30 protein-coding genes and 1 pseudogene are annotated in these 15,593 nt (G+C 36.9%); 6 read left to right on the plus strand and 25 right to left on the minus strand.

Annotated elements, in window-relative coordinates:
• Positions 1-184: 184 nt before the first annotated feature.
• The 21 genes from M1G05_RS09780 to M1G05_RS09885 all read right to left on the minus strand — a co-directional run bounded on the left by M1G05_RS09780 (position 185) and on the right by M1G05_RS09885 (position 8,640).
• Positions 185-586: a transcriptional regulator gene (locus tag M1G05_RS09780; protein ID WP_247953667.1), complete on the minus strand. Its 402-nt coding sequence runs from the start codon at positions 584-586 to the stop codon at positions 185-187.
• On the minus strand, positions 583-921 hold the full coding sequence (locus tag M1G05_RS09785) for a helix-turn-helix domain-containing protein (protein ID WP_247953668.1): 339 nt from the start codon (positions 919-921) through the stop codon (positions 583-585). Before M1G05_RS09785 ends, M1G05_RS09780 begins: the two co-directional genes overlap by 4 nt.
• Positions 918-1,163: a hypothetical protein gene (locus M1G05_RS09790; protein ID WP_247953692.1), complete on the minus strand. Its 246-nt coding sequence runs from the start codon at positions 1,161-1,163 to the stop codon at positions 918-920. Before M1G05_RS09790 ends, M1G05_RS09785 begins: the two co-directional genes overlap by 4 nt.
• On the minus strand, positions 1,163-1,423 hold the full coding sequence (locus M1G05_RS09795; RefSeq protein WP_247953669.1) for a DUF1372 family protein: 261 nt from the start codon (positions 1,421-1,423) through the stop codon (positions 1,163-1,165). The genes M1G05_RS09790 and M1G05_RS09795 overlap by 1 nt, the downstream gene beginning before the upstream one ends.
• 12 nt (positions 1,424-1,435) lie before the next feature.
• On the minus strand, positions 1,436-1,609 hold the full coding sequence (locus tag M1G05_RS09800; RefSeq protein WP_247953670.1) for a hypothetical protein: 174 nt from the start codon (positions 1,607-1,609) through the stop codon (positions 1,436-1,438).
• Positions 1,587-2,018, minus strand: a complete 432-nt coding sequence (locus M1G05_RS09805; RefSeq protein WP_247953671.1) for a helix-turn-helix domain-containing protein — start codon at positions 2,016-2,018, stop codon at positions 1,587-1,589. Before M1G05_RS09805 ends, M1G05_RS09800 begins: the two co-directional genes overlap by 23 nt.
• 13 nt (positions 2,019-2,031) lie before the next feature.
• Complete coding sequence (gene ssb, locus M1G05_RS09810) at positions 2,032-2,448, minus strand: single-stranded DNA-binding protein (RefSeq protein ID WP_247953672.1); 417 nt, start codon at positions 2,446-2,448, stop codon at positions 2,032-2,034.
• Positions 2,438-2,689, minus strand: a complete 252-nt coding sequence (locus M1G05_RS09815; protein ID WP_247953674.1) for a DUF3310 domain-containing protein — start codon at positions 2,687-2,689, stop codon at positions 2,438-2,440. The genes ssb and M1G05_RS09815 overlap by 11 nt, the downstream gene beginning before the upstream one ends.
• A complete protein-coding gene (locus M1G05_RS09820) occupies positions 2,689-3,006 on the minus strand; it encodes a 3-dehydroquinate synthase (RefSeq protein WP_247953675.1) in 318 nt (105 codons plus the stop codon). Before M1G05_RS09820 ends, M1G05_RS09815 begins: the two co-directional genes overlap by 1 nt.
• Entirely contained in the window at positions 3,003-3,389 is a 387-nt protein-coding gene (locus M1G05_RS09825) for a YopX family protein (RefSeq protein ID WP_247953676.1), read from the minus strand. The genes M1G05_RS09820 and M1G05_RS09825 overlap by 4 nt, the downstream gene beginning before the upstream one ends.
• 11 nt (positions 3,390-3,400) lie before the next feature.
• Complete coding sequence (locus tag M1G05_RS09830; RefSeq protein WP_247953677.1) at positions 3,401-3,679, minus strand: hypothetical protein; 279 nt, start codon at positions 3,677-3,679, stop codon at positions 3,401-3,403.
• Between the two features lies 1 nt (position 3,680).
• Positions 3,681-3,968: a hypothetical protein gene (locus M1G05_RS09835; protein ID WP_247953678.1), complete on the minus strand. Its 288-nt coding sequence runs from the start codon at positions 3,966-3,968 to the stop codon at positions 3,681-3,683.
• A gap of 212 nt (positions 3,969-4,180) precedes the next feature.
• A complete protein-coding gene (locus M1G05_RS09845) occupies positions 4,181-4,954 on the minus strand; it encodes a DNA cytosine methyltransferase (RefSeq protein WP_247953693.1) in 774 nt (257 codons plus the stop codon).
• A gap of 27 nt (positions 4,955-4,981) precedes the next feature.
• Positions 4,982-5,176: a hypothetical protein gene (locus tag M1G05_RS09850; RefSeq protein WP_345773062.1), complete on the minus strand. Its 195-nt coding sequence runs from the start codon at positions 5,174-5,176 to the stop codon at positions 4,982-4,984.
• Positions 5,177-5,190: 14 nt separating this feature from the next.
• Complete coding sequence (locus tag M1G05_RS09855) at positions 5,191-5,961, minus strand: ATP-binding protein (RefSeq protein ID WP_247953681.1); 771 nt, start codon at positions 5,959-5,961, stop codon at positions 5,191-5,193.
• Positions 5,955-6,113 carry a hypothetical protein gene (locus tag M1G05_RS09860; protein WP_247953682.1) on the minus strand — a complete coding sequence of 53 codons (159 nt, stop codon included), beginning with the start codon at positions 6,111-6,113 and terminating at the stop codon, positions 5,955-5,957. Before M1G05_RS09860 ends, M1G05_RS09855 begins: the two co-directional genes overlap by 7 nt.
• On the minus strand, positions 6,101-6,916 hold the full coding sequence (locus tag M1G05_RS09865) for a phage replisome organizer N-terminal domain-containing protein (RefSeq protein ID WP_247953683.1): 816 nt from the start codon (positions 6,914-6,916) through the stop codon (positions 6,101-6,103). Before M1G05_RS09865 ends, M1G05_RS09860 begins: the two co-directional genes overlap by 13 nt.
• Positions 6,909-7,247 carry a hypothetical protein gene (locus M1G05_RS09870; protein ID WP_419991963.1) on the minus strand — a complete coding sequence of 113 codons (339 nt, stop codon included), beginning with the start codon at positions 7,245-7,247 and terminating at the stop codon, positions 6,909-6,911. Before M1G05_RS09870 ends, M1G05_RS09865 begins: the two co-directional genes overlap by 8 nt.
• A 12-nt stretch (positions 7,248-7,259) precedes the next feature.
• On the minus strand, positions 7,260-7,574 hold the full coding sequence (locus M1G05_RS09875; protein WP_247953684.1) for a hypothetical protein: 315 nt from the start codon (positions 7,572-7,574) through the stop codon (positions 7,260-7,262).
• A 79-nt stretch (positions 7,575-7,653) separates the two neighbouring features.
• Positions 7,654-7,911, minus strand: a complete 258-nt coding sequence (locus M1G05_RS09880; RefSeq protein WP_033686205.1) for a hypothetical protein — start codon at positions 7,909-7,911, stop codon at positions 7,654-7,656.
• A 12-nt stretch (positions 7,912-7,923) separates the two neighbouring features.
• Positions 7,924-8,640 (minus strand): ORF6C domain-containing protein, encoded by a 717-nt coding sequence (locus M1G05_RS09885; protein ID WP_247953685.1) that lies wholly within the window; start codon positions 8,638-8,640, stop codon positions 7,924-7,926.
• Between the two features lie 57 nt (positions 8,641-8,697).
• Here M1G05_RS09885 and M1G05_RS09890 point away from each other — a divergent pair, with 57 nt between their 5' ends.
• On the plus strand, positions 8,698-9,357 hold the full coding sequence (locus tag M1G05_RS09890; RefSeq protein WP_247953686.1) for a DUF4145 domain-containing protein: 660 nt from the start codon (positions 8,698-8,700) through the stop codon (positions 9,355-9,357).
• On the opposite strand, the gene M1G05_RS10040 is transcribed toward M1G05_RS09890, so the two are convergent.
• Both M1G05_RS10040 and M1G05_RS09895 read right to left on the minus strand, forming a co-directional pair.
• Positions 9,329-9,451 (minus strand): hypothetical protein, encoded by a 123-nt coding sequence (locus tag M1G05_RS10040; RefSeq protein ID WP_261099596.1) that lies wholly within the window; start codon positions 9,449-9,451, stop codon positions 9,329-9,331. The genes M1G05_RS09890 and M1G05_RS10040 overlap by 29 nt on opposite strands.
• 12 nt (positions 9,452-9,463) lie before the next feature.
• Positions 9,464-9,673, minus strand: coding sequence for a helix-turn-helix domain-containing protein (locus M1G05_RS09895; RefSeq protein ID WP_247953687.1), 210 nt, complete (start codon positions 9,671-9,673; stop codon positions 9,464-9,466).
• A gap of 283 nt (positions 9,674-9,956) precedes the next feature.
• Between M1G05_RS09895 and M1G05_RS09900 the strand changes: the two genes are divergently transcribed.
• The 4 genes from M1G05_RS09900 (at position 9,957) to M1G05_RS09915 (ending at position 12,889) form a co-directional block, all read left to right on the plus strand.
• On the plus strand, positions 9,957-10,322 hold the full coding sequence (locus M1G05_RS09900) for a helix-turn-helix domain-containing protein (protein WP_247953688.1): 366 nt from the start codon (positions 9,957-9,959) through the stop codon (positions 10,320-10,322).
• Positions 10,323-10,334: 12 nt separating this feature from the next.
• Positions 10,335-10,718, plus strand: a complete 384-nt coding sequence (locus M1G05_RS09905) for an ImmA/IrrE family metallo-endopeptidase (RefSeq protein WP_247953689.1) — start codon at positions 10,335-10,337, stop codon at positions 10,716-10,718.
• 37 nt (positions 10,719-10,755) lie between these two features.
• Complete coding sequence (locus M1G05_RS09910) at positions 10,756-11,568, plus strand: HIRAN domain-containing protein (RefSeq protein ID WP_247953690.1); 813 nt, start codon at positions 10,756-10,758, stop codon at positions 11,566-11,568.
• Between the two features lie 172 nt (positions 11,569-11,740).
• On the plus strand, positions 11,741-12,889 hold the full coding sequence (locus M1G05_RS09915) for a tyrosine-type recombinase/integrase (RefSeq protein ID WP_247953691.1): 1,149 nt from the start codon (positions 11,741-11,743) through the stop codon (positions 12,887-12,889).
• Between the two features lie 241 nt (positions 12,890-13,130).
• Here M1G05_RS09915 and M1G05_RS09920 read toward each other — a convergent pair whose 3' ends face one another.
• Positions 13,131-14,417 (minus strand): adenylosuccinate synthase, encoded by a 1,287-nt coding sequence (locus M1G05_RS09920; RefSeq protein WP_084886348.1) that lies wholly within the window; start codon positions 14,415-14,417, stop codon positions 13,131-13,133.
• A gap of 230 nt (positions 14,418-14,647) precedes the next feature.
• Positions 14,648-14,884 carry a sigma(X)-activator ComW gene (gene comW, locus M1G05_RS09925; RefSeq protein ID WP_084925929.1) on the minus strand — a complete coding sequence of 79 codons (237 nt, stop codon included), beginning with the start codon at positions 14,882-14,884 and terminating at the stop codon, positions 14,648-14,650.
• A gap of 445 nt (positions 14,885-15,329) precedes the next feature.
• On the opposite strand from comW, the pseudogene M1G05_RS09930 reads away from it, so the two are divergent.
• Positions 15,330-15,485, plus strand: a pseudogene (locus M1G05_RS09930) (ISL3 family transposase); the annotation flags it as partial.
• Between the last annotated feature and the right edge of the window lie 108 nt (positions 15,486-15,593).

The raw sequence follows: 15,593 nt of genomic DNA on the forward strand, positions 1-15,593 counted from the left end.
CTCCTTTCCCAAAACAAAAAGCCAGCATTTGCTGACTCTTGACGATACTTCTGTTGGACAACTTTTCTGACTAGAATTAAGGATGACTCCTAAAGTGTGATTTGTGTTTTTGTTTCAGAAGTTCATGCTATCATAATAGACCTTTTTTTGTGAGACTTCAAGATGTCTTTTGTCTCATGTTTATTTATAGCTCACCTTTCAAAATAGCGTACTGTTCTAGGATAATCCTTCTACGTCGATAGATTGTAGCTTTGCTCATGAATTTCTGTTCTGCTATTTCTTCCCATCTCAGTTGAGGATATCTCCAGCGCAGATTAAAGATTTCCTTATCTTCATCAACTAGATTGATCAGGAGTTTGTTAATAATAGCTTTGAACCCTTCGAGAAATTTTAAGGTTGGGTCATCTACGATTCTGATTGCGATAGTTTCGGTAGGTTTGCTTATTCCTACGCTAGGCCCACTTTGAGCATCTGGATTTCGAGTTTCTAGTTCTAGCCTTCTCAAATCTATTGTACGTTGAACGTTTTGAAATTTGAAAAGTTCTCTGTCTAATGTTTTGAGGTCTTCGTCGCTTAATTTCTTCAATTCCTACCCCCTCGATATCTTCGTGATTGCTTCCACTTGATAAGCTTACCATCGTTATTGTTATTGAAATAATCTGGCAATCTTGCTGTTGGACTTTCTTTATAGACAACTTTCTCAACGACTTGGACTCCAGGCTTCATTTCATCATCTATCCACCCAACAAGCCACGCAGGGTTTACATCATAGGTTTTAGCAATCATTTCAATTTGCTTAATGGACGGATATCCACCTCTCTCATACAAATGGATTGTATTTTGTGAAACACCTGTCTCTTTCGCCATCTGTCCTACAGATAGACATAGATCTTCTCTAAGTTCTTTCAATCTTAGTTTCATCTTGCTCTCCACTTTCTAGTATTAGCTTTTATGAATGTAGCCTGCTCTTGCATCTGCTTCCATTCATAATCCATGATGATTTCAAGCTGATTGTTACAAAGGCCTTTTAAAAAATCATTTTGAGCTTCTAATTTCTCAATATCCTTATAGGCCCTTTCATAAAGTTCATCTTCCAGAAATCTAATTCGCTCTGCCATTGCTTCTTGAATGATGATGTAAGTTGGTTTCTTGTACTTTACCATCACAATTTTACCTCATCTCCTATTTTTAGAGATTCATAGTTTGTTTTAGTAACTACGAACACTCCGTAATTTTGCAATGTAACAGTGTACATGTCACCAATCTTCTCTTTTTGTAAGACTCTGCCTTTGATTTCGGCGCCTTGATTATCAGCTTTATAGATGATCATCGGGCGCTTTTCTTCTAGTTTTTTAATGTGGATACTCTGCCAGATATTTAATCCAGCAGACAATAATATCCAAATTGCGATAAATCTTTTCAATCTGTGACCTCCTTAAAGCGCCCATCTATTTCGGGGCTTATTTCTTTTGAAAATAGGATTCTTCTTTTCTTTTTTCTTCTGCTTCTGATAATCGCTATCTTTGTTAAAGATAATATCTTCATCTTCAATCAGTTCAGGGATGAAGGATCCATTTGGGTATCGTTCAATTAGTCCCTGTATGTTCATTCTCAAACTCCTCATTTTCTTCAAAGTCTTCAACAAAAAAATAATTGACATTCTTAGGATTTACAGACAAATTTCTAATCCTCATCAAATTTCCATTGTTGAACTGACTAGTAATCTTCGTAAGTTCTTTTTCTGTAAAATTTCTTACTAGAAAACTAAGTTCTTCACCATTAGAGAAGCAAATTTTTATTTTTTGATAATTGCTAACTTGCTCACTTTCAGGTTCATAACCAAGCAAGTATCCTACGCTTACACCAAAATATTTGGCAAGTTTCTGAGCTTTATCTGATTTGATTTGGCTTTCTTCGTTTTCCATTTTTTGGTACCCTCTACGGGTCACGCCAATAACTTTAGCAACATCCTCTTGTGTGTCACCTGTTTGTTGTCTTAATTTTTTCAGCCTGTTCATCCTTCACACCTCCTTAAAATGGCAATCCATCATCTGGAATATCCATCGGATCACTAGCTCCGAAACTTGGTGGCATTTGATTTTCCATGCTTGACTGATTCGCGGAATTATCCTTCTTTTCAAGTGTTTGAAAACTTTCAGCTACCACTTCTGTCACATAGACACGTTGACCTTGCTGATTATCATAGCTACGAGTTTGAATGCGACCTGTGATTCCTACAAGAGCACCCTTTTTAAGCCAATTTGCAAAATTTTCAGCTTGTTGGCGCCACATAATGCAACTGATAAAATCTGCTTCACGATCACCTGCCTGATTCTTAAAATTCCGATTCACTGCCAAACTGAATGTCGCAACTGCAACATTTGATGGTGTGTATCGCAACTCAGGGTCACGAGTCAATCGACCTACCAAAACAACATTATTGATCATTTTTATTCTCCTTCTCCACTTCCTCAATCAGCCAATCAAGATTCTTTCTGGCTTTTTTTAAGTCTTCAAGACCGTTTTTCTCTTTGTAGCGAAGTAAATACTCGACAGCACTACACCAGAGGTGTGCTTCCATCTCTACCTTTCCTTTGATAAAATTTCTGGTAACATCCTTCACTTCGAGACCATGAGTCCCGATATAGTGATTTGGTTTGTTTACGTTGTCAATTTTTTCAGGTTTCATTATTTGTCCCCTTCCTTGTTTTCTAAAACGGCATCTTTTATAAAAGTATTGCCAATTTTATAGTATTTGTACTCCTCAGATGTCACTTTAAATGTTTCTTCAACTTGCTTATTACCTACATAACCAGAAACAACTAGAATGTATTTTCTTTTGGTTCTGGTTGGCACAAGTACTGAACTTTTTCCAGACACCACAGGTATGAATGTGGTGTAAGGTTCATCAATGTACTTATCTACTACTGTCCCACTCGAAATCTGGTGACATGCTACGAGGAATGATGCGAGTAAAACAACACATAGGATTTTTAAATATCTCACTCCTTGACCTCCAAAAGCTCTGGGGTTTCGAATTTATTCCCAATTACTTCAAAATGAAAATAAGCAAGATATAGTGGACTCCATCCTGCCACTCTTTTCTGTAATTCATCTACAAATATGTAAATAAAACTTGCATAAGATCCGTGCCATTTGATAACTGCTTTTCTACCCTTGTAATCGACTATATCCCCCTCAAAAATCTCCTTGCCATTTTTATCCAAAAGGTTTGTTGATTGCATGAGTACGATTTCGTCAAAACTCATGAAATTTGTTTCACCAAATTCCCAATGCTCACCAACTAAAACACCTTTTTTAAAATCTATCAAAGAAACATCTAGCATTGTTTGCAATTCTTTATCCCACACTCTGTACTTCGGTATCATGCTAACACTCCTTAAATAAACAAACTTGCTAACCATATCAAAAATGCACATGTAATGATTTTCGAAATACTGCTTTTTACAGCATGCGAATAATCCTCTTCAGATTCTTTTTTGCTAGATAATACAGGCCAGATGAAAGATAGTAGTGCATCCATCCCTAGTGCTTGCCAGACTGTAATTTTACCAACTGGAACAATCGTTGTGATAATCTCATTCCATCCATACTGGACTACAAATGGCGATACAACGATTACAAATACCGCCCCAATAATGATTCCTAGTTTTTTCATTTTATAAATTCTCCACTTCTTTAAATGTTTCCATTACCTTAATAATTTTTTCTAACATAGATTTATGTAGCGTGATGTAATTATTTTTCTTCACTTGTTCACAGAAGATACAAATTCGATCGCCAAAAAATCTGCAGTTTTCAGTTAAGCGGTATCTTTCATCTGACTCTATTTGTTCCTTGTTGGCTAAGCTAACAAGGATTACTTCATCAGATTCTTTCCAATCTGGAAGTGCTACAGATTTGTATAAGTTTTCAAATGCTAAATCGGTTAAAATATCTCTAGCCATTCGTTTCCTCCGTTTTCTTCGTAATCAAGTAGTAGCAGTCAACTGATCCGTAGTCAATCCTGATGTTCTCACCACTCATGCTTTTCCGAAATCGTGGATGACTGATTGCTGAGTAACTAGCTTGATGTTTCTTTAATTCATTGATTGCGCTATGTATATGGCCAAAACTCCCAATGAGTATCTTGCGGTGACCGTTGTAAATGAAATAGAGTTCAATCATCTTTACTAAACTCCTTGTAAATTTTTTTGAATATTTCTGACACCAATTTTTCAGGTATATTAGATCTCTCATTATATGATTTTGAGAAGTTTTTCCACTCGATGTCCTGCTTGATAATTTTATTTTTAAGATTAAGTTCAATATTGCTTCCAAAAATCGTCCGTTTTTGTAAAGGATAATCATAATTATTGTATCTAGCTAGATTTTTGTATGGAATTCTGAATCCAATAATATCCTCAATGTAAGGCCACAGTCTGTCAGCCGCTGGATTCTCAATAACCCAAAATTGTGGTCTATATCTTTTTATGATTTCTATTGTGTTGAAAGCTGTTAGCTCACCATTGACCCTTTTTAGAAATTGTCTGTCATACTGATAATTTATATAGGCTGATTCGTAATCCTGTTTTGAACGGATTGTGAATGGTGAAGGTCTTACTTGGGGAGCAAACAGGTTGTCAGAAACATCATTGCGTTTCCAACACGCATTTCCGTTTTCCATCGCAGAAGCATTTGACCATGATTCACATGGTGGACTAGCTATTATAAGGTCAGGTTTTGGTAATTTGTCTAACACATCAAAAAGTGTGTTGTCTCCAAAAAGGCGCCCAAAGTCAGCAAGGTCCAAATTTATGAAATGATTGTTCTTGTTTTCTATATCCATTCCGATTGAATAGATTTCAATATTCGTCCCCCCCGAACTATTCAGAGAGTTAGCACCCTTGAAGTAAGAACCATTCCCACTATCAAAAAGCGCCCAAACTGTCATTTTTTTAATGATCGATACCCCCAATCATCACTCCACCTCCACTGGATAGAAATTCCCAAAGGAACCTCTCAATGCCTTACCAACCTGTAACGCTGCCGCCCGAGAAACAAACCGCATGGCTTTCTTCTCCTCAGAACATGAAATGTCCAAACCAGTCACACCGATAACAGCGGACATCAGAAACGGCTTATCTTCTCTTGCCCCATGTTTTAAGACAAACATCAGCCACCTCCATTCTAAAAATATTGCTTTCGCTTATTTGTCAAATCATTGAAAACCATCAAATGGTCTTTATCAACACCCTTCATCAGTCTGGACATAAAGGGTCTGCCATACCTTTTCTGAATATCAGCAGAAATCAAATTCGTGGTAATAATTGTATTTGAGCGCTTATTCAGGATATTGTAGAGAATAGTAAACGACCACTCACTATCCTTTTCCATCCCCAAATCATCCAAGACCAAAAACTTGGCACTCGCAATTTTATTGACCAGAAACTCTTCCTGACTAAAGTCCGCCTTGATTTTCATTAACAAGTCAGTCACGTTGATGAAAATAGCAATCTCTTTCGTGTACTCAGATAAAGCTTTTACCATAGCAAAAGCCAAATGGCTCTTACCTGTTCCAGCTTCTCCTTGTAACACGATGTTGTTCCTAGCACCCTCAGACCACTCGCGACAAATCCGCTTTGCAAAAGCTAGCTTTTCCGCTTCCTTTTCAGTGGGCGTCTCAAAGTTTTCCAAGGTTGCATTTTTCAGAACCTCATCATAAAGAGAAAACTTCTCAAGATAATATTTCCTCTCTCGCTCATTCTCAGCGTCAGCCAGTTCATTCACTCTTGCTTGATTTTCCTCGTGAATCCGCTCGGATTCACACATGCGACATACAACACTCTCAGTCCTCAATATCTTTATCAAAGGAATGTTATGCTTTTTGCAAAGCTCTTCCTGTTGTTCTGTGTTCCTACGATAAGATAAGGCGATTTCCTCAAATACATTGTCTACCATGCTAGCCTACCTCCGCATTCATGCCAGCTAGCCATTTCAGACAAGCAAGCAACCACTTGATGAATTGGCTGGTTAGCTAAAAGAGTTTTCTTCTCATAGCTTAACGGATAATAGTCTATCTCGAATTGTTCAATTAGTTCTAATACCCCCATTCGTCTTTAGCCTCCTGTTCTTCTTTTTTATCCTTGCTCTTCTTCTCTGATTGACGAACCTGCTCAACAGTCGTGACATTGTTCATTTGCCAATTTCTTAAAATCCCACCTATATATTTGATGTTGGGTTTTCCAGAGTTGATAGCAATCTTCAGTGCTTCTTTTACCAGATCCACATCATTCTCATTTAGTAGATGATTTATTTCTTCAATCTCAAATCCAGATAAGAGTCTACGAAATTCTGATTGAAAAAGTTCTAAAATATTTTCTTCACTACCACTACTAGTAGTAGTAGTTATTCTTTTCTTACTCTTATCTTTATCTAATCTATTCTTATTCTTATCTTCTTCTAGTGCGTTACCGTCCGTTACTGTAACGTTACCTGTAACGTTACCTGTAACGTTACCAAGAGCAAGATTTTTCTGTTTTTTGCGGTATTTGGCTACACGGTTACGTGTCTGTTCCTTGATTTTCTCCATTCCATCAACGTTTTGATGTTTTTCCCAATTTGGCAGGCTAATGATTCCATCGATAATCTCAATCATCCCGAACTGTTCAAAGACTCCAATAGCCATTCTTACTGTATTCAATGGTCTACGAAAAATAGTAGCTAACATTTCATCTGTATAGTGAACCTTATCAGTCATCATCAGCAAGCCATTACTGTTATGTTTTCCAGCAAGTGTCAAAACCTTGAACCATATCACTAAGATGGCATCAGGATCAGGTAAGGCATCAATCAGGCAAATCTTTTCATCGTCAAAAATATCGGTTGTGATTTTAATCCACTTGATTTCAGACATACCGAGCGCCCCACTTTCTACGGTTCGCACGGTACTTCATCCGCATATCTTCATAGATGTACCTGCCTTCTAACTCTAGTTTTTCAAGCTTGAGCAGACGATTTTGAGAGACCACATCATGATAGTCCTTGGTTAGTTTTTCATAGTCCTTAACTAGTTTTTCATAATCCTTGGCTAGTTTTTCATAGTCGGTTAGGTATTCTTTGATGAGTGATATTTTTCTATTCTCGTCCTCTAAATATATTTCAAAGTCAGACTTTTCTTCATCAGACGACATCATTTCAATATTCACTCTCTCATGCCACAACAGCCATTCAATCAATTCTTCCATTTCCTGACCTCCTCACTTCAAGATGTGCATTTTAGGCTCTGGCAAGGCTAATGGTTCAGGGCGCAAGCCTTGAGGCGGTTCGTTGTCGTATGTGAAGCCTTTGAACTCACGGCGGATGTTCTTGCGGATTTGTTGGCGCTCGATTTTACGTCCAATTTCAACGATTTTGTTAAATTCATTGACTGCTTGAGTATCTTCCTCTTCCTGCTTGCGTTGTTCTTCAAGTTCGTGCAGTTCCATCTGCCGTGCTAGAAGCCCAGCTCCGATAAATCCTAAAATAACTGCGCCAGTTCCTAAAAGCTGGCTTAGTAATGGTGGTTCAAACATTTTTTATCTCCTTTATTGTGCTATAATATAGTCAAATAATTTTGCTAAGACCTTGTCCAGAAGCCTTTTAGTAAAGTTATTATATTTGATTAGAGAGCCATTCCTTGATGGCTCTTTTTGACCATTTCTTACCAGGTAATTCCTTTGGAAATCCCTTCATGTAACGATAATTATCTGAAAAGGTGTCATACTTAATTCCTAGAAATTCACAGGTAGTGCTCACATCCATCAACTCTGGATAGTGGTCACTATCTTTTTCTATTTCAACCAATCTTGTGATTGTGTCCTTGATAATGGATTTAATCCATTCAGATAGCGAAAGTAGAACATTGTCCATATTCTCCCCCTCCTACGCTTCATCAAATGTATTCAGTTTCATGATTTTCATCTTAGTGTTTGTGCTTGGCTCCCACGTCATCCAGTAGGCCAATGCGGCTTCTGCAAACTTTTTAGGTAGCAAGTCATAGCGACTAATATTAAAATGATCCTTGAAATCAATCTCAGCTTGTCTAAACACCGACTGAGCGAAAATCTTATCCGCATAAGCTGGACTATCAATACCGCCAAGGCAAGCCACAACCCGAGCCTTACGCTTCTTCAGGAGCGACTGAGCATAGCTTGGATGAATCGGTTGCTCACTCTTGAGGTAGTCAATATCTTCCAGCATGGTCGCCTGTTGCTCACGTAATTTTTTCTGACCAGTAAAGAGGGCGATAAAGGCATCCTCGTCCAAGTCTTCACGGATAAATCCACCCTGTTTGCGAATAGTTGGTAAGACCTCTGATGTGACCCAGCGTTTAAACTCTTTCGCTTGAGGTAACTTGCTAGATAAGATGAGAGAGTAGAGACCAGATTCGTTGATGATGATAGGATTTTGATTTCTACCCATGGCGTCACGAATCGTTACCCCATCTGTCTTATCGTCATCATCTACATGGTCAAAAATTGCTTTTCTTGAATTTGCATATCCCAAGATATCTGCAACATCCTTCCCAACGAACCAAGGCTCGTCATCAATTGTCAAAGTACGGACTTCCTGCCCGTGAAAGTTAAAAATTTCGTTCATAGTATTCCTTTCTAAATTTGGTATAATAAAGATAATAAAAACGATTGGAGAAACATAATGGACATATCTACTGTTGAGCATTATTTCAGTACACTTGGAAAAACTATAACCATTCAAATCCCTAAAACTTGTCCTTTGTGTGGAATTGGAAACAATCCAACCACCAACGAAGTAGGAAGATTAGACACTCAAGAAGGTTACGTTTTTTCTCTGCACCATCGTTGCCCATCCTGTAAGAAATACCACATGACCAATCAAGAGTATTTACATCAAAATGATGAAACGACTATGGTCCTTGTTTATCCTAATAAAGTTGTTAGCGATATAGACCGTCTTTTCGTTGACCATGCTCCTAGATTTGTAGAATTTTACAGTGAAGCGATTGAAGCAGAAAAAATGGGATTAGAGAATATCGCAGGAACAGGCTATCGCTCTGCTATTGAATGTTTAATCAAAGACTATGCCTTAGATTTTGAATTAGATAGCAAAGAATATTTATCTGATCCAAAATTAACTTTTAACAACGCTATAGATAGGTATGTAAAAGATGATGAACTCTTAAAAGGTGCTCTTCATTTTATCCGAACAGTCGGTAACGGCTATACCCATTGGAATAAGAGTACCAGCATTTCATTACCTGAACTAAAAAACTATGTAGATATTATCATTCAAATCTTTAAATCTAAATTTATGTTGAAGTATCTTCCAAAGGTTTAATCCCTAAACGCATTTCAATTTCTGAGATGCGTTTTTCTTGTTCTGCGACCTTCACGAATAATTCTTCAACAGAATAAGCAATAATTTTTTCCACTAATTTCCCCTCCTACTCTCCTAACTCAACCCAAGTTTCATCAATTCCTAAAACGTCGCAAACTCGGTTTTTTAGTTTAATGCTACCTTTACCATATTTCAATAAATCTGAAATGGTAGGTTTCTTCACTCCACACGCTCGGGCGAGATGTGTTCGTGTCATTCCTTCGGTATTCAATTTATCTTTAACAAGTTGAATCCATTTTTGATGTTGTTGGCTCATTTCTGACCTCCTTTTTAAAAAATTATCTAAAAAGTTAGCGAATTTCTTGACAACTCTAGTCAAATGTTTTAAAATGAAAACATAGAGAAAAGACCTACTAAAAGTAAGGTTTACCTATAGAAAACGGACGCCAATCAGTTTACTAGGCTTTATTTTTTAGTTGTCTTATTCGCTAACTCTTTAGCTTACGATTATTATTTTAAAACATTTGACTAAATATGTCAACCATTTTCTACAAATATTTTAAAATTATTTTTCGTTTGCTTAGAAAGGTTCTAAAAAAATGTTCGTAGCATTCGATAAAATAAAGGAATTAGCTGATAAACAGGGGATTTCTATAAATGTTTTGGAAGAAAAACTTGGTTATGGAACTAACACTTTATATCGATTAAAAAGAAGCAATCCGAGTTCAAAAGTTTTAAAAGAAATAGCTGACTACTTTAATGTAAGTGCAGACTATTTACTTGGTCGCACGGATAATCCTACTATTGCTGGTGATTCAAAAGAGTATAGCTGGCAAGGGAAGACCCTAAATGTTGAAGAAATGGCATCTAATGTCATGATGTTTGGCGGTCGAGAATTAACAGATGAAAAGAAGAAAATCATCCAGTCTATCATTGAAGGTTATCTAAAAGAAGCTGGTGATTAGAGGTATTGCTTAGTGACTGAAAAAGAAATTATAAGTCATTTTCAGATTCGTATTATCGATTTTGATGGAGATTTGATGCCTGACGAACTTGGATTTTACGAAAAAGAAACCAATACAGCTTTCCTGTCGAGTAAACTCAGCAAAAAAGAGAGAGTTAAGGTGCTTCTACACGAACTCGGCCACAAGGACCACACACGCTCAGAGTACCAGAACGCTCGACTACGCTGTGAAAATGAAGCTGATAGGAATATGATCCATCATCTCGTAAAAGATGCGATAGAAAGCTTAGACGACCCTACAGAGTTTGATTACATCAAATTCATGTCTTATTATAATCTTAAAACCGTGACAAATGAAATCATGGTAAAAGAGGAATACTTGGCATTAGTAAATTAGAAATGGCATTGAAGATATTTATATAGAGGGGAAATATATGCAAAAGACTGTTGAAAAAATATTATTCAGAGTCGCTGGAGTGACAAAATATAAAAAAGCAGTAAAAGAAGCTTGCAATATGATTGCTGAAGACAACGGGATTCCAGAGTATTCAAAATACTATGGAGATTTATCAGCTAAGGAAATCAGGGAAGAAGTTGAAGAATACGGTCTAAAAGTTTTTAAGTATCGAGATTTAGATATTTTTAATATTGAACTCATTCCAGAAACGGATAATAAATATGATCCCAATGCTATAAAAGTTTTGATTTTTGATAATCATGTAGGATACGTCCCTGCAACAGTCGCTAAATCTATCCGTAAATATTTTGATGATGAAAGATATCATTTCTTAATAGAATGTGAGATAAAAGGCGGTCCATATAAAGAATGGGACGAGTATGAAGAAAAAGTTGTCACAAATAATGATTTGGATGTTGGTTTTGAAATTTACCTTACCATTGTTGATTCTTCACAAAAAGAAGTAATTCAGAGCGAATCATCTGAGATAATTGATGATAACATTTCCAATAAAGAAGTTACGGAAACTGAAGCTATTGAAACTAAAACAACTGAAGCTGAACATATTGAACAAAATATTGTTAGTGACAGTTTCGCTGATATAGTAAATGATATTAATCTTTCAGAAACATCTCCTAAGAAAAAACTTCAGGCAAATAAAATCGTATTTTCAGCACTGTATATTTTCTTAGTTTTTTTTGGAGTTGTTGGTATTCCAATCGCTCCATTCCTTGCAGGCCCTTTGACAGCTTGGAGTTTGTATAAACTATACAAACTATTTAGAAAATAAAAAAAGCCCCACAATCGCCCTCGCCAAAGTTTGATTGTGAAGCTCATCCTTATAAAAAATCAGCCATTAAAAAGGCCTCTTTTCTATACCCTATTTTACACCATGAAAGGGGTGATGTCAATATTCTCAATGTTTAGACCTTGTCCAGAAGCCGATAAACAAGGAGAATACAATGAAATATAATAAAACAAAATACCCAAATATCTATTACTATGAGACTGCTAAAGGCAAGCGTTACTATGTCAGACGTTCTTTTTTCTTCCGAGGTAAAAAAAGAGAAAAAAGTAAAAGTGGTTTCACAACTCTCCCTCAAGCTCGTGCAGCCTTGGTAGAGCTTGAGCAACAAATCCAAGACCTGGAATTAGGTATCAATACGAATCTAACTCTTGATCAGTATTGGGATATTTATTCTGAAAAGAGATTGTCAACAGGGCGCTGGAATGACACTTCCTACTACCTCAATGACAATCTCTATAAGAACCATATCAAGCCAAAGTTTGGTTCTATCCTGCTTAAAAATTTAGATAGAAATGAGTATGAACTCTTTATCGCTGAAAAGTTGCAGAACCATACCAGATACACTGTTCAAACTCTCAATTCCAGCTTCATGGCATTGCTAAACGATGCCGTGAAAAATGGGAATCTGCTCTCAAATCGCTTGAAAGGTGTCTTTATTGGCCAGAGTGATATCCCTGCTGCTAACAAGAAAGTGACTCTCAAAGAGTTTAAGACTTGGATAGCAAAGGCAGAAGAAATTATGCCAAAACAGTTCTACGCTCTTACCTATCTGACAATTTTTGGATTGAGAAGAGGAGAAGTCTTTGGATTGCGCCCTATGGATGTCACTCAGAACGACAGCGGACGGGCTATACTACATCTTAGAGATAGTCGAAGCAATCAGACCTTGAAAGGGAAAGGAGGGCTTAAAACGAAAGATTCAGAGCGATACGTCTGCCTTGATGATATCGGAACAGACCTTATCTATTATCTGATAGCTGAAGCTTCTAAAATTAAGCGAAAGTTAGGGATTATCAAGGAACAACAAAAAGATTATATCACCCTGAACGAAAAAGGTGGTCTCATCAATCCAAACCAGTTAAATAGAAACTTCAATCTAGTGAATGAAGCAACAGGATTGCATGTAACACCTCACATGATGCGTCACTTCTTCACAACTCAAAGCATTATTGCAGGAGTTCCACTTGAACAATTAAGCCAAGCGCTGGGCCATACAAAGGTTTATATGACAGATCGTTATAACCAAGTTGAGGATGAACTCGCTGAAGCGACAACAGATTTATTTCTTAGTCATATTCGCTAAAAAAGTCCCCTCCAATTCCCCGACCAAAATCCGAAAAATACCGAAAAATATCGAAAAATGATTTTTAGAATAGTCCCCAAAAGCCTGAAATAGAGCCAAAAAACTCCACCTGATTGGGTGGAGTTAAGGGAGATTATTATGAAAAAGAAAAGTTTAGGATATTTGTTACAACAAGTTAGGAGGTCTTCTTGTAACTGTCTATAGTATACCCGACCTATCTTAAATAAACCTTAAAAATCTCTTAGGACCAAACACTTTCTAAAATATTTGTTTGTTCACGACCAGGACCTACTGAGAAAGTAGAAATACGAACTCCAACCAATTCACTCACACGACGAACATAGTTACGCGCATTCTCAGGAAGATCTTCCAAATTACGAACTCCGGTAATATCTTCTGACCAACCTGGCAACTCTTCATAGATAGGCTTGCAACGTTTCAATTGCTCAAGACTAGCTGGATAGTAGTCAATACGTTGACCATCAAGATCATAGGCCACACAGATTTTCACAGTATCTAAACCACTCAAAACATCGATAGAGTTCAATGAAAGGTTAGTAATACCAGAAACGCGACGGCTATGGCGCATCACAACTGAATCAAACCATCCCACACGACGTGGACGACCAGTTGTTGTACCATATTCATGACCGACTTCACGGATACGTTCTCCCACTTCATCAAACAACTCAGTTGGGAAAGGACCGTCTCCTACACGACTCGTATAGGCTTTACATACACCAACAACCTTGTCAATCTTACTTGGACCAACACCAGAACCAATGGTCACACCACCAGCAACAGGGTTTGATGACGTAACAAATGGATACGTGCCTTGGTCGATATCTAGCATAACACCTTGTGCACCTTCAAAAAGAACACGTTTACCGTTATCAAGCGCATCGTTCAAAATAACAGATGTATCTGTCACATATTTCTTGATTTGTTGACCATATTCGTAATATTCTTCAAAAATATCATCGAAAGCAATCGCTTTACTGTCATACAATTTTTCAAAAAGACGATTCTTTTCAGCAAGGTTACGTTCTAAGCGCTCACGGAAAATATCTTTATCCAAAAGATCGGCAATACGAATCCCAACACGAGCAGCCTTGTCCATATAAGCTGGACCAATTCCCTTGATTGTAGTTCCAATCTTATTGTCGCCCTTAGCTTCTTCTTGCAAGCGATCCAACTCGATATGATAAGGCAAAATAACATGCGCGCGATCAGAAATACGCAAGTTATCAGTTGTCACACCCTCCTCATGAAGATAGTTCAACTCTTTTACAAGAGATTTAGGATTTACAACCATACCATTCCCAATAACAGAGATTTTTTCAGGGAAGAAAATTCCAGATGGAATCAAGTGCAATTTAAACTTCTTACCATCAATCACAATCGTGTGACCTGCATTATCACCACCTTGGTAACGTGCAATCACTTCTGCATTCGCTGAAAGGAAGTCTGTAATCTTCCCTTTACCTTCATCACCCCATTGGGTACCTACAACAACAACTGAAGTCATAATCTTGTCTGAGCCCTCAGGCTCTTCCTTTCTCACATACATGGCAGGACTCTCACCTGCAATTATATCTTACAATTTATTATAAGAAAAAATCGCCTTTTTATCAAGAAGAAACAATAGAAAGATTTGCTATTTCCAACTATTAAAAAATGTTTTAGAAAAAATTCCGGCTATTTATCATTATTTTCCCACAAAAAGTTAAATTTGTTCGGAAATTAACTCATACTGTCTCAACAAGCAACAAAACCTTGTTTCATTATCAATTTTTCAAGATACAAACGATAAGCAACACGATAATGGTAAACAATAAAATCCCGATGAGTCCCAATGCTATATCGGAAAAGATAATAAATCAAAAATTTAAAATGAAAATGTTCCCAGTCAAAATGATCTCCGAAGAACGTACCATACTCTTCTTCAATATTTCTATAAAAATCCGCCATCTGCTCATAAATTTTTTGTAACATAAGCATACACTCCTTTACTTTTTATAAGCTTATTCTAACAAAAAATTATAAACAGTTATTATCAAATCCTGAATTGCTCAAATACTAACCTCAAAAAGATAACAAATAGGAAAAGTTGACAGAATAGGAGGAAATCTACTACCTAAATTTCAAAAATTAAGATAATGGAAGCGGAAGGATTCGAATCCCTCGAAGGAGCGTATTTACAGTCCGCAACGTTTAGCCTCTTCGCTATCCTCGATTAAAGTACTAAAAAGATCTCCTTAAAACTGTGGTACATTACTCGAAAACGGAGGGCTCTGAAACTTTACTCGGCAAAAAGGCTCTATAATATTTGTAGTGGGAAAATCCCCTATAGATATTATGGAGCCGATTTTGTTGTAGAAAAAAAGTCCCATAAGATCTATAATGAAAAGTGACCAAACAACCCATTAGAAAGATTCATATGGAACAATTACATTTTATCACAAAACTACTAGACATTAAAGACCCTAATATCCAAATTATGGATGTTGTTAATATAGATACCCACAAAGAAATCATTGCTAAACTAAATTGTGAGGCCCCATCTTGTCCTGATTGCGGAAGTCTAATGACACGAGATAGATTATAAATTACATAACAAAAAAGAGGCCTAAACCTCTTTTTCTTAACTACTCCGCCAGTAGGACTCGAACCTACGACATCATGATTAACAGTCATGCGCTAC

Origin of the sequence: Streptococcus mitis (assembly GCF_023109515.1) — a bacterium.
Classification (GTDB): Bacteria; Bacillota; Bacilli; order Lactobacillales; family Streptococcaceae; genus Streptococcus; species Streptococcus mitis_CS.

What these genes read in the sequence shown, in the direction of transcription:
- M1G05_RS09785 (WP_247953668.1), bottom strand. Translation starts at nt 921, where the DNA reads ATGAAACTAAGATTGAAAGAACTTAGAGAAGATCTATGTCTATCTGTA.
- M1G05_RS09875 (WP_247953684.1), bottom strand. Translation starts at nt 7,574, where the DNA reads ATGTTTGAACCACCATTACTAAGCCAGCTTTTAGGAACTGGCGCAGTT.
- M1G05_RS09845 (WP_247953693.1), bottom strand. Translation starts at nt 4,954, where the DNA reads ATGACAGTTTGGGCGCTTTTTGATAGTGGGAATGGTTCTTACTTCAAG.
- M1G05_RS09790 (WP_247953692.1), bottom strand. Translation starts at nt 1,163, where the DNA reads ATGGTAAAGTACAAGAAACCAACTTACATCATCATTCAAGAAGCAATG.
- M1G05_RS09805 (WP_247953671.1), bottom strand. Translation starts at nt 2,018, where the DNA reads ATGAACAGGCTGAAAAAATTAAGACAACAAACAGGTGACACACAAGAG.
- M1G05_RS09920 (WP_084886348.1), bottom strand. Translation starts at nt 14,417, where the DNA reads ATGACTTCAGTTGTTGTTGTAGGTACCCAATGGGGTGATGAAGGTAAA.
- M1G05_RS09860 (WP_247953682.1), bottom strand. Translation starts at nt 6,113, where the DNA reads ATGGGGGTATTAGAACTAATTGAACAATTCGAGATAGACTATTATCCG.
- M1G05_RS09890 (WP_247953686.1), top strand. Translation starts at nt 8,698, where the DNA reads ATGGACATATCTACTGTTGAGCATTATTTCAGTACACTTGGAAAAACT.
- M1G05_RS09865 (WP_247953683.1), bottom strand. Translation starts at nt 6,916, where the DNA reads ATGTCTGAAATCAAGTGGATTAAAATCACAACCGATATTTTTGACGAT.
- M1G05_RS09855 (WP_247953681.1), bottom strand. Translation starts at nt 5,961, where the DNA reads ATGGTAGACAATGTATTTGAGGAAATCGCCTTATCTTATCGTAGGAAC.
- comW (WP_084925929.1), bottom strand. Translation starts at nt 14,884, where the DNA reads ATGTTACAAAAAATTTATGAGCAGATGGCGGATTTTTATAGAAATATT.
- M1G05_RS09825 (WP_247953676.1), bottom strand. Translation starts at nt 3,389, where the DNA reads ATGATACCGAAGTACAGAGTGTGGGATAAAGAATTGCAAACAATGCTA.
- ssb (WP_247953672.1), bottom strand. Translation starts at nt 2,448, where the DNA reads ATGATCAATAATGTTGTTTTGGTAGGTCGATTGACTCGTGACCCTGAG.
- M1G05_RS09915 (WP_247953691.1), top strand. Translation starts at nt 11,741, where the DNA reads ATGAAATATAATAAAACAAAATACCCAAATATCTATTACTATGAGACT.
- M1G05_RS09800 (WP_247953670.1), bottom strand. Translation starts at nt 1,609, where the DNA reads ATGAACATACAGGGACTAATTGAACGATACCCAAATGGATCCTTCATC.
- M1G05_RS09880 (WP_033686205.1), bottom strand. Translation starts at nt 7,911, where the DNA reads ATGGACAATGTTCTACTTTCGCTATCTGAATGGATTAAATCCATTATC.
- M1G05_RS09870 (WP_419991963.1), bottom strand. Translation starts at nt 7,247, where the DNA reads ATGGAAGAATTGATTGAATGGCTGTTGTGGCATGAGAGAGTGAATATT.
- M1G05_RS09900 (WP_247953688.1), top strand. Translation starts at nt 9,957, where the DNA reads ATGTTCGTAGCATTCGATAAAATAAAGGAATTAGCTGATAAACAGGGG.
- M1G05_RS09895 (WP_247953687.1), bottom strand. Translation starts at nt 9,673, where the DNA reads ATGAGCCAACAACATCAAAAATGGATTCAACTTGTTAAAGATAAATTG.
- M1G05_RS09850 (WP_345773062.1), bottom strand. Translation starts at nt 5,176, where the DNA reads ATGTTTGTCTTAAAACATGGGGCAAGAGAAGATAAGCCGTTTCTGATG.
- M1G05_RS09815 (WP_247953674.1), bottom strand. Translation starts at nt 2,689, where the DNA reads ATGAAACCTGAAAAAATTGACAACGTAAACAAACCAAATCACTATATC.
- M1G05_RS09910 (WP_247953690.1), top strand. Translation starts at nt 10,756, where the DNA reads ATGCAAAAGACTGTTGAAAAAATATTATTCAGAGTCGCTGGAGTGACA.
- M1G05_RS09835 (WP_247953678.1), bottom strand. Translation starts at nt 3,968, where the DNA reads ATGGCTAGAGATATTTTAACCGATTTAGCATTTGAAAACTTATACAAA.
- M1G05_RS09885 (WP_247953685.1), bottom strand. Translation starts at nt 8,640, where the DNA reads ATGAACGAAATTTTTAACTTTCACGGGCAGGAAGTCCGTACTTTGACA.
- M1G05_RS09830 (WP_247953677.1), bottom strand. Translation starts at nt 3,679, where the DNA reads ATGAAAAAACTAGGAATCATTATTGGGGCGGTATTTGTAATCGTTGTA.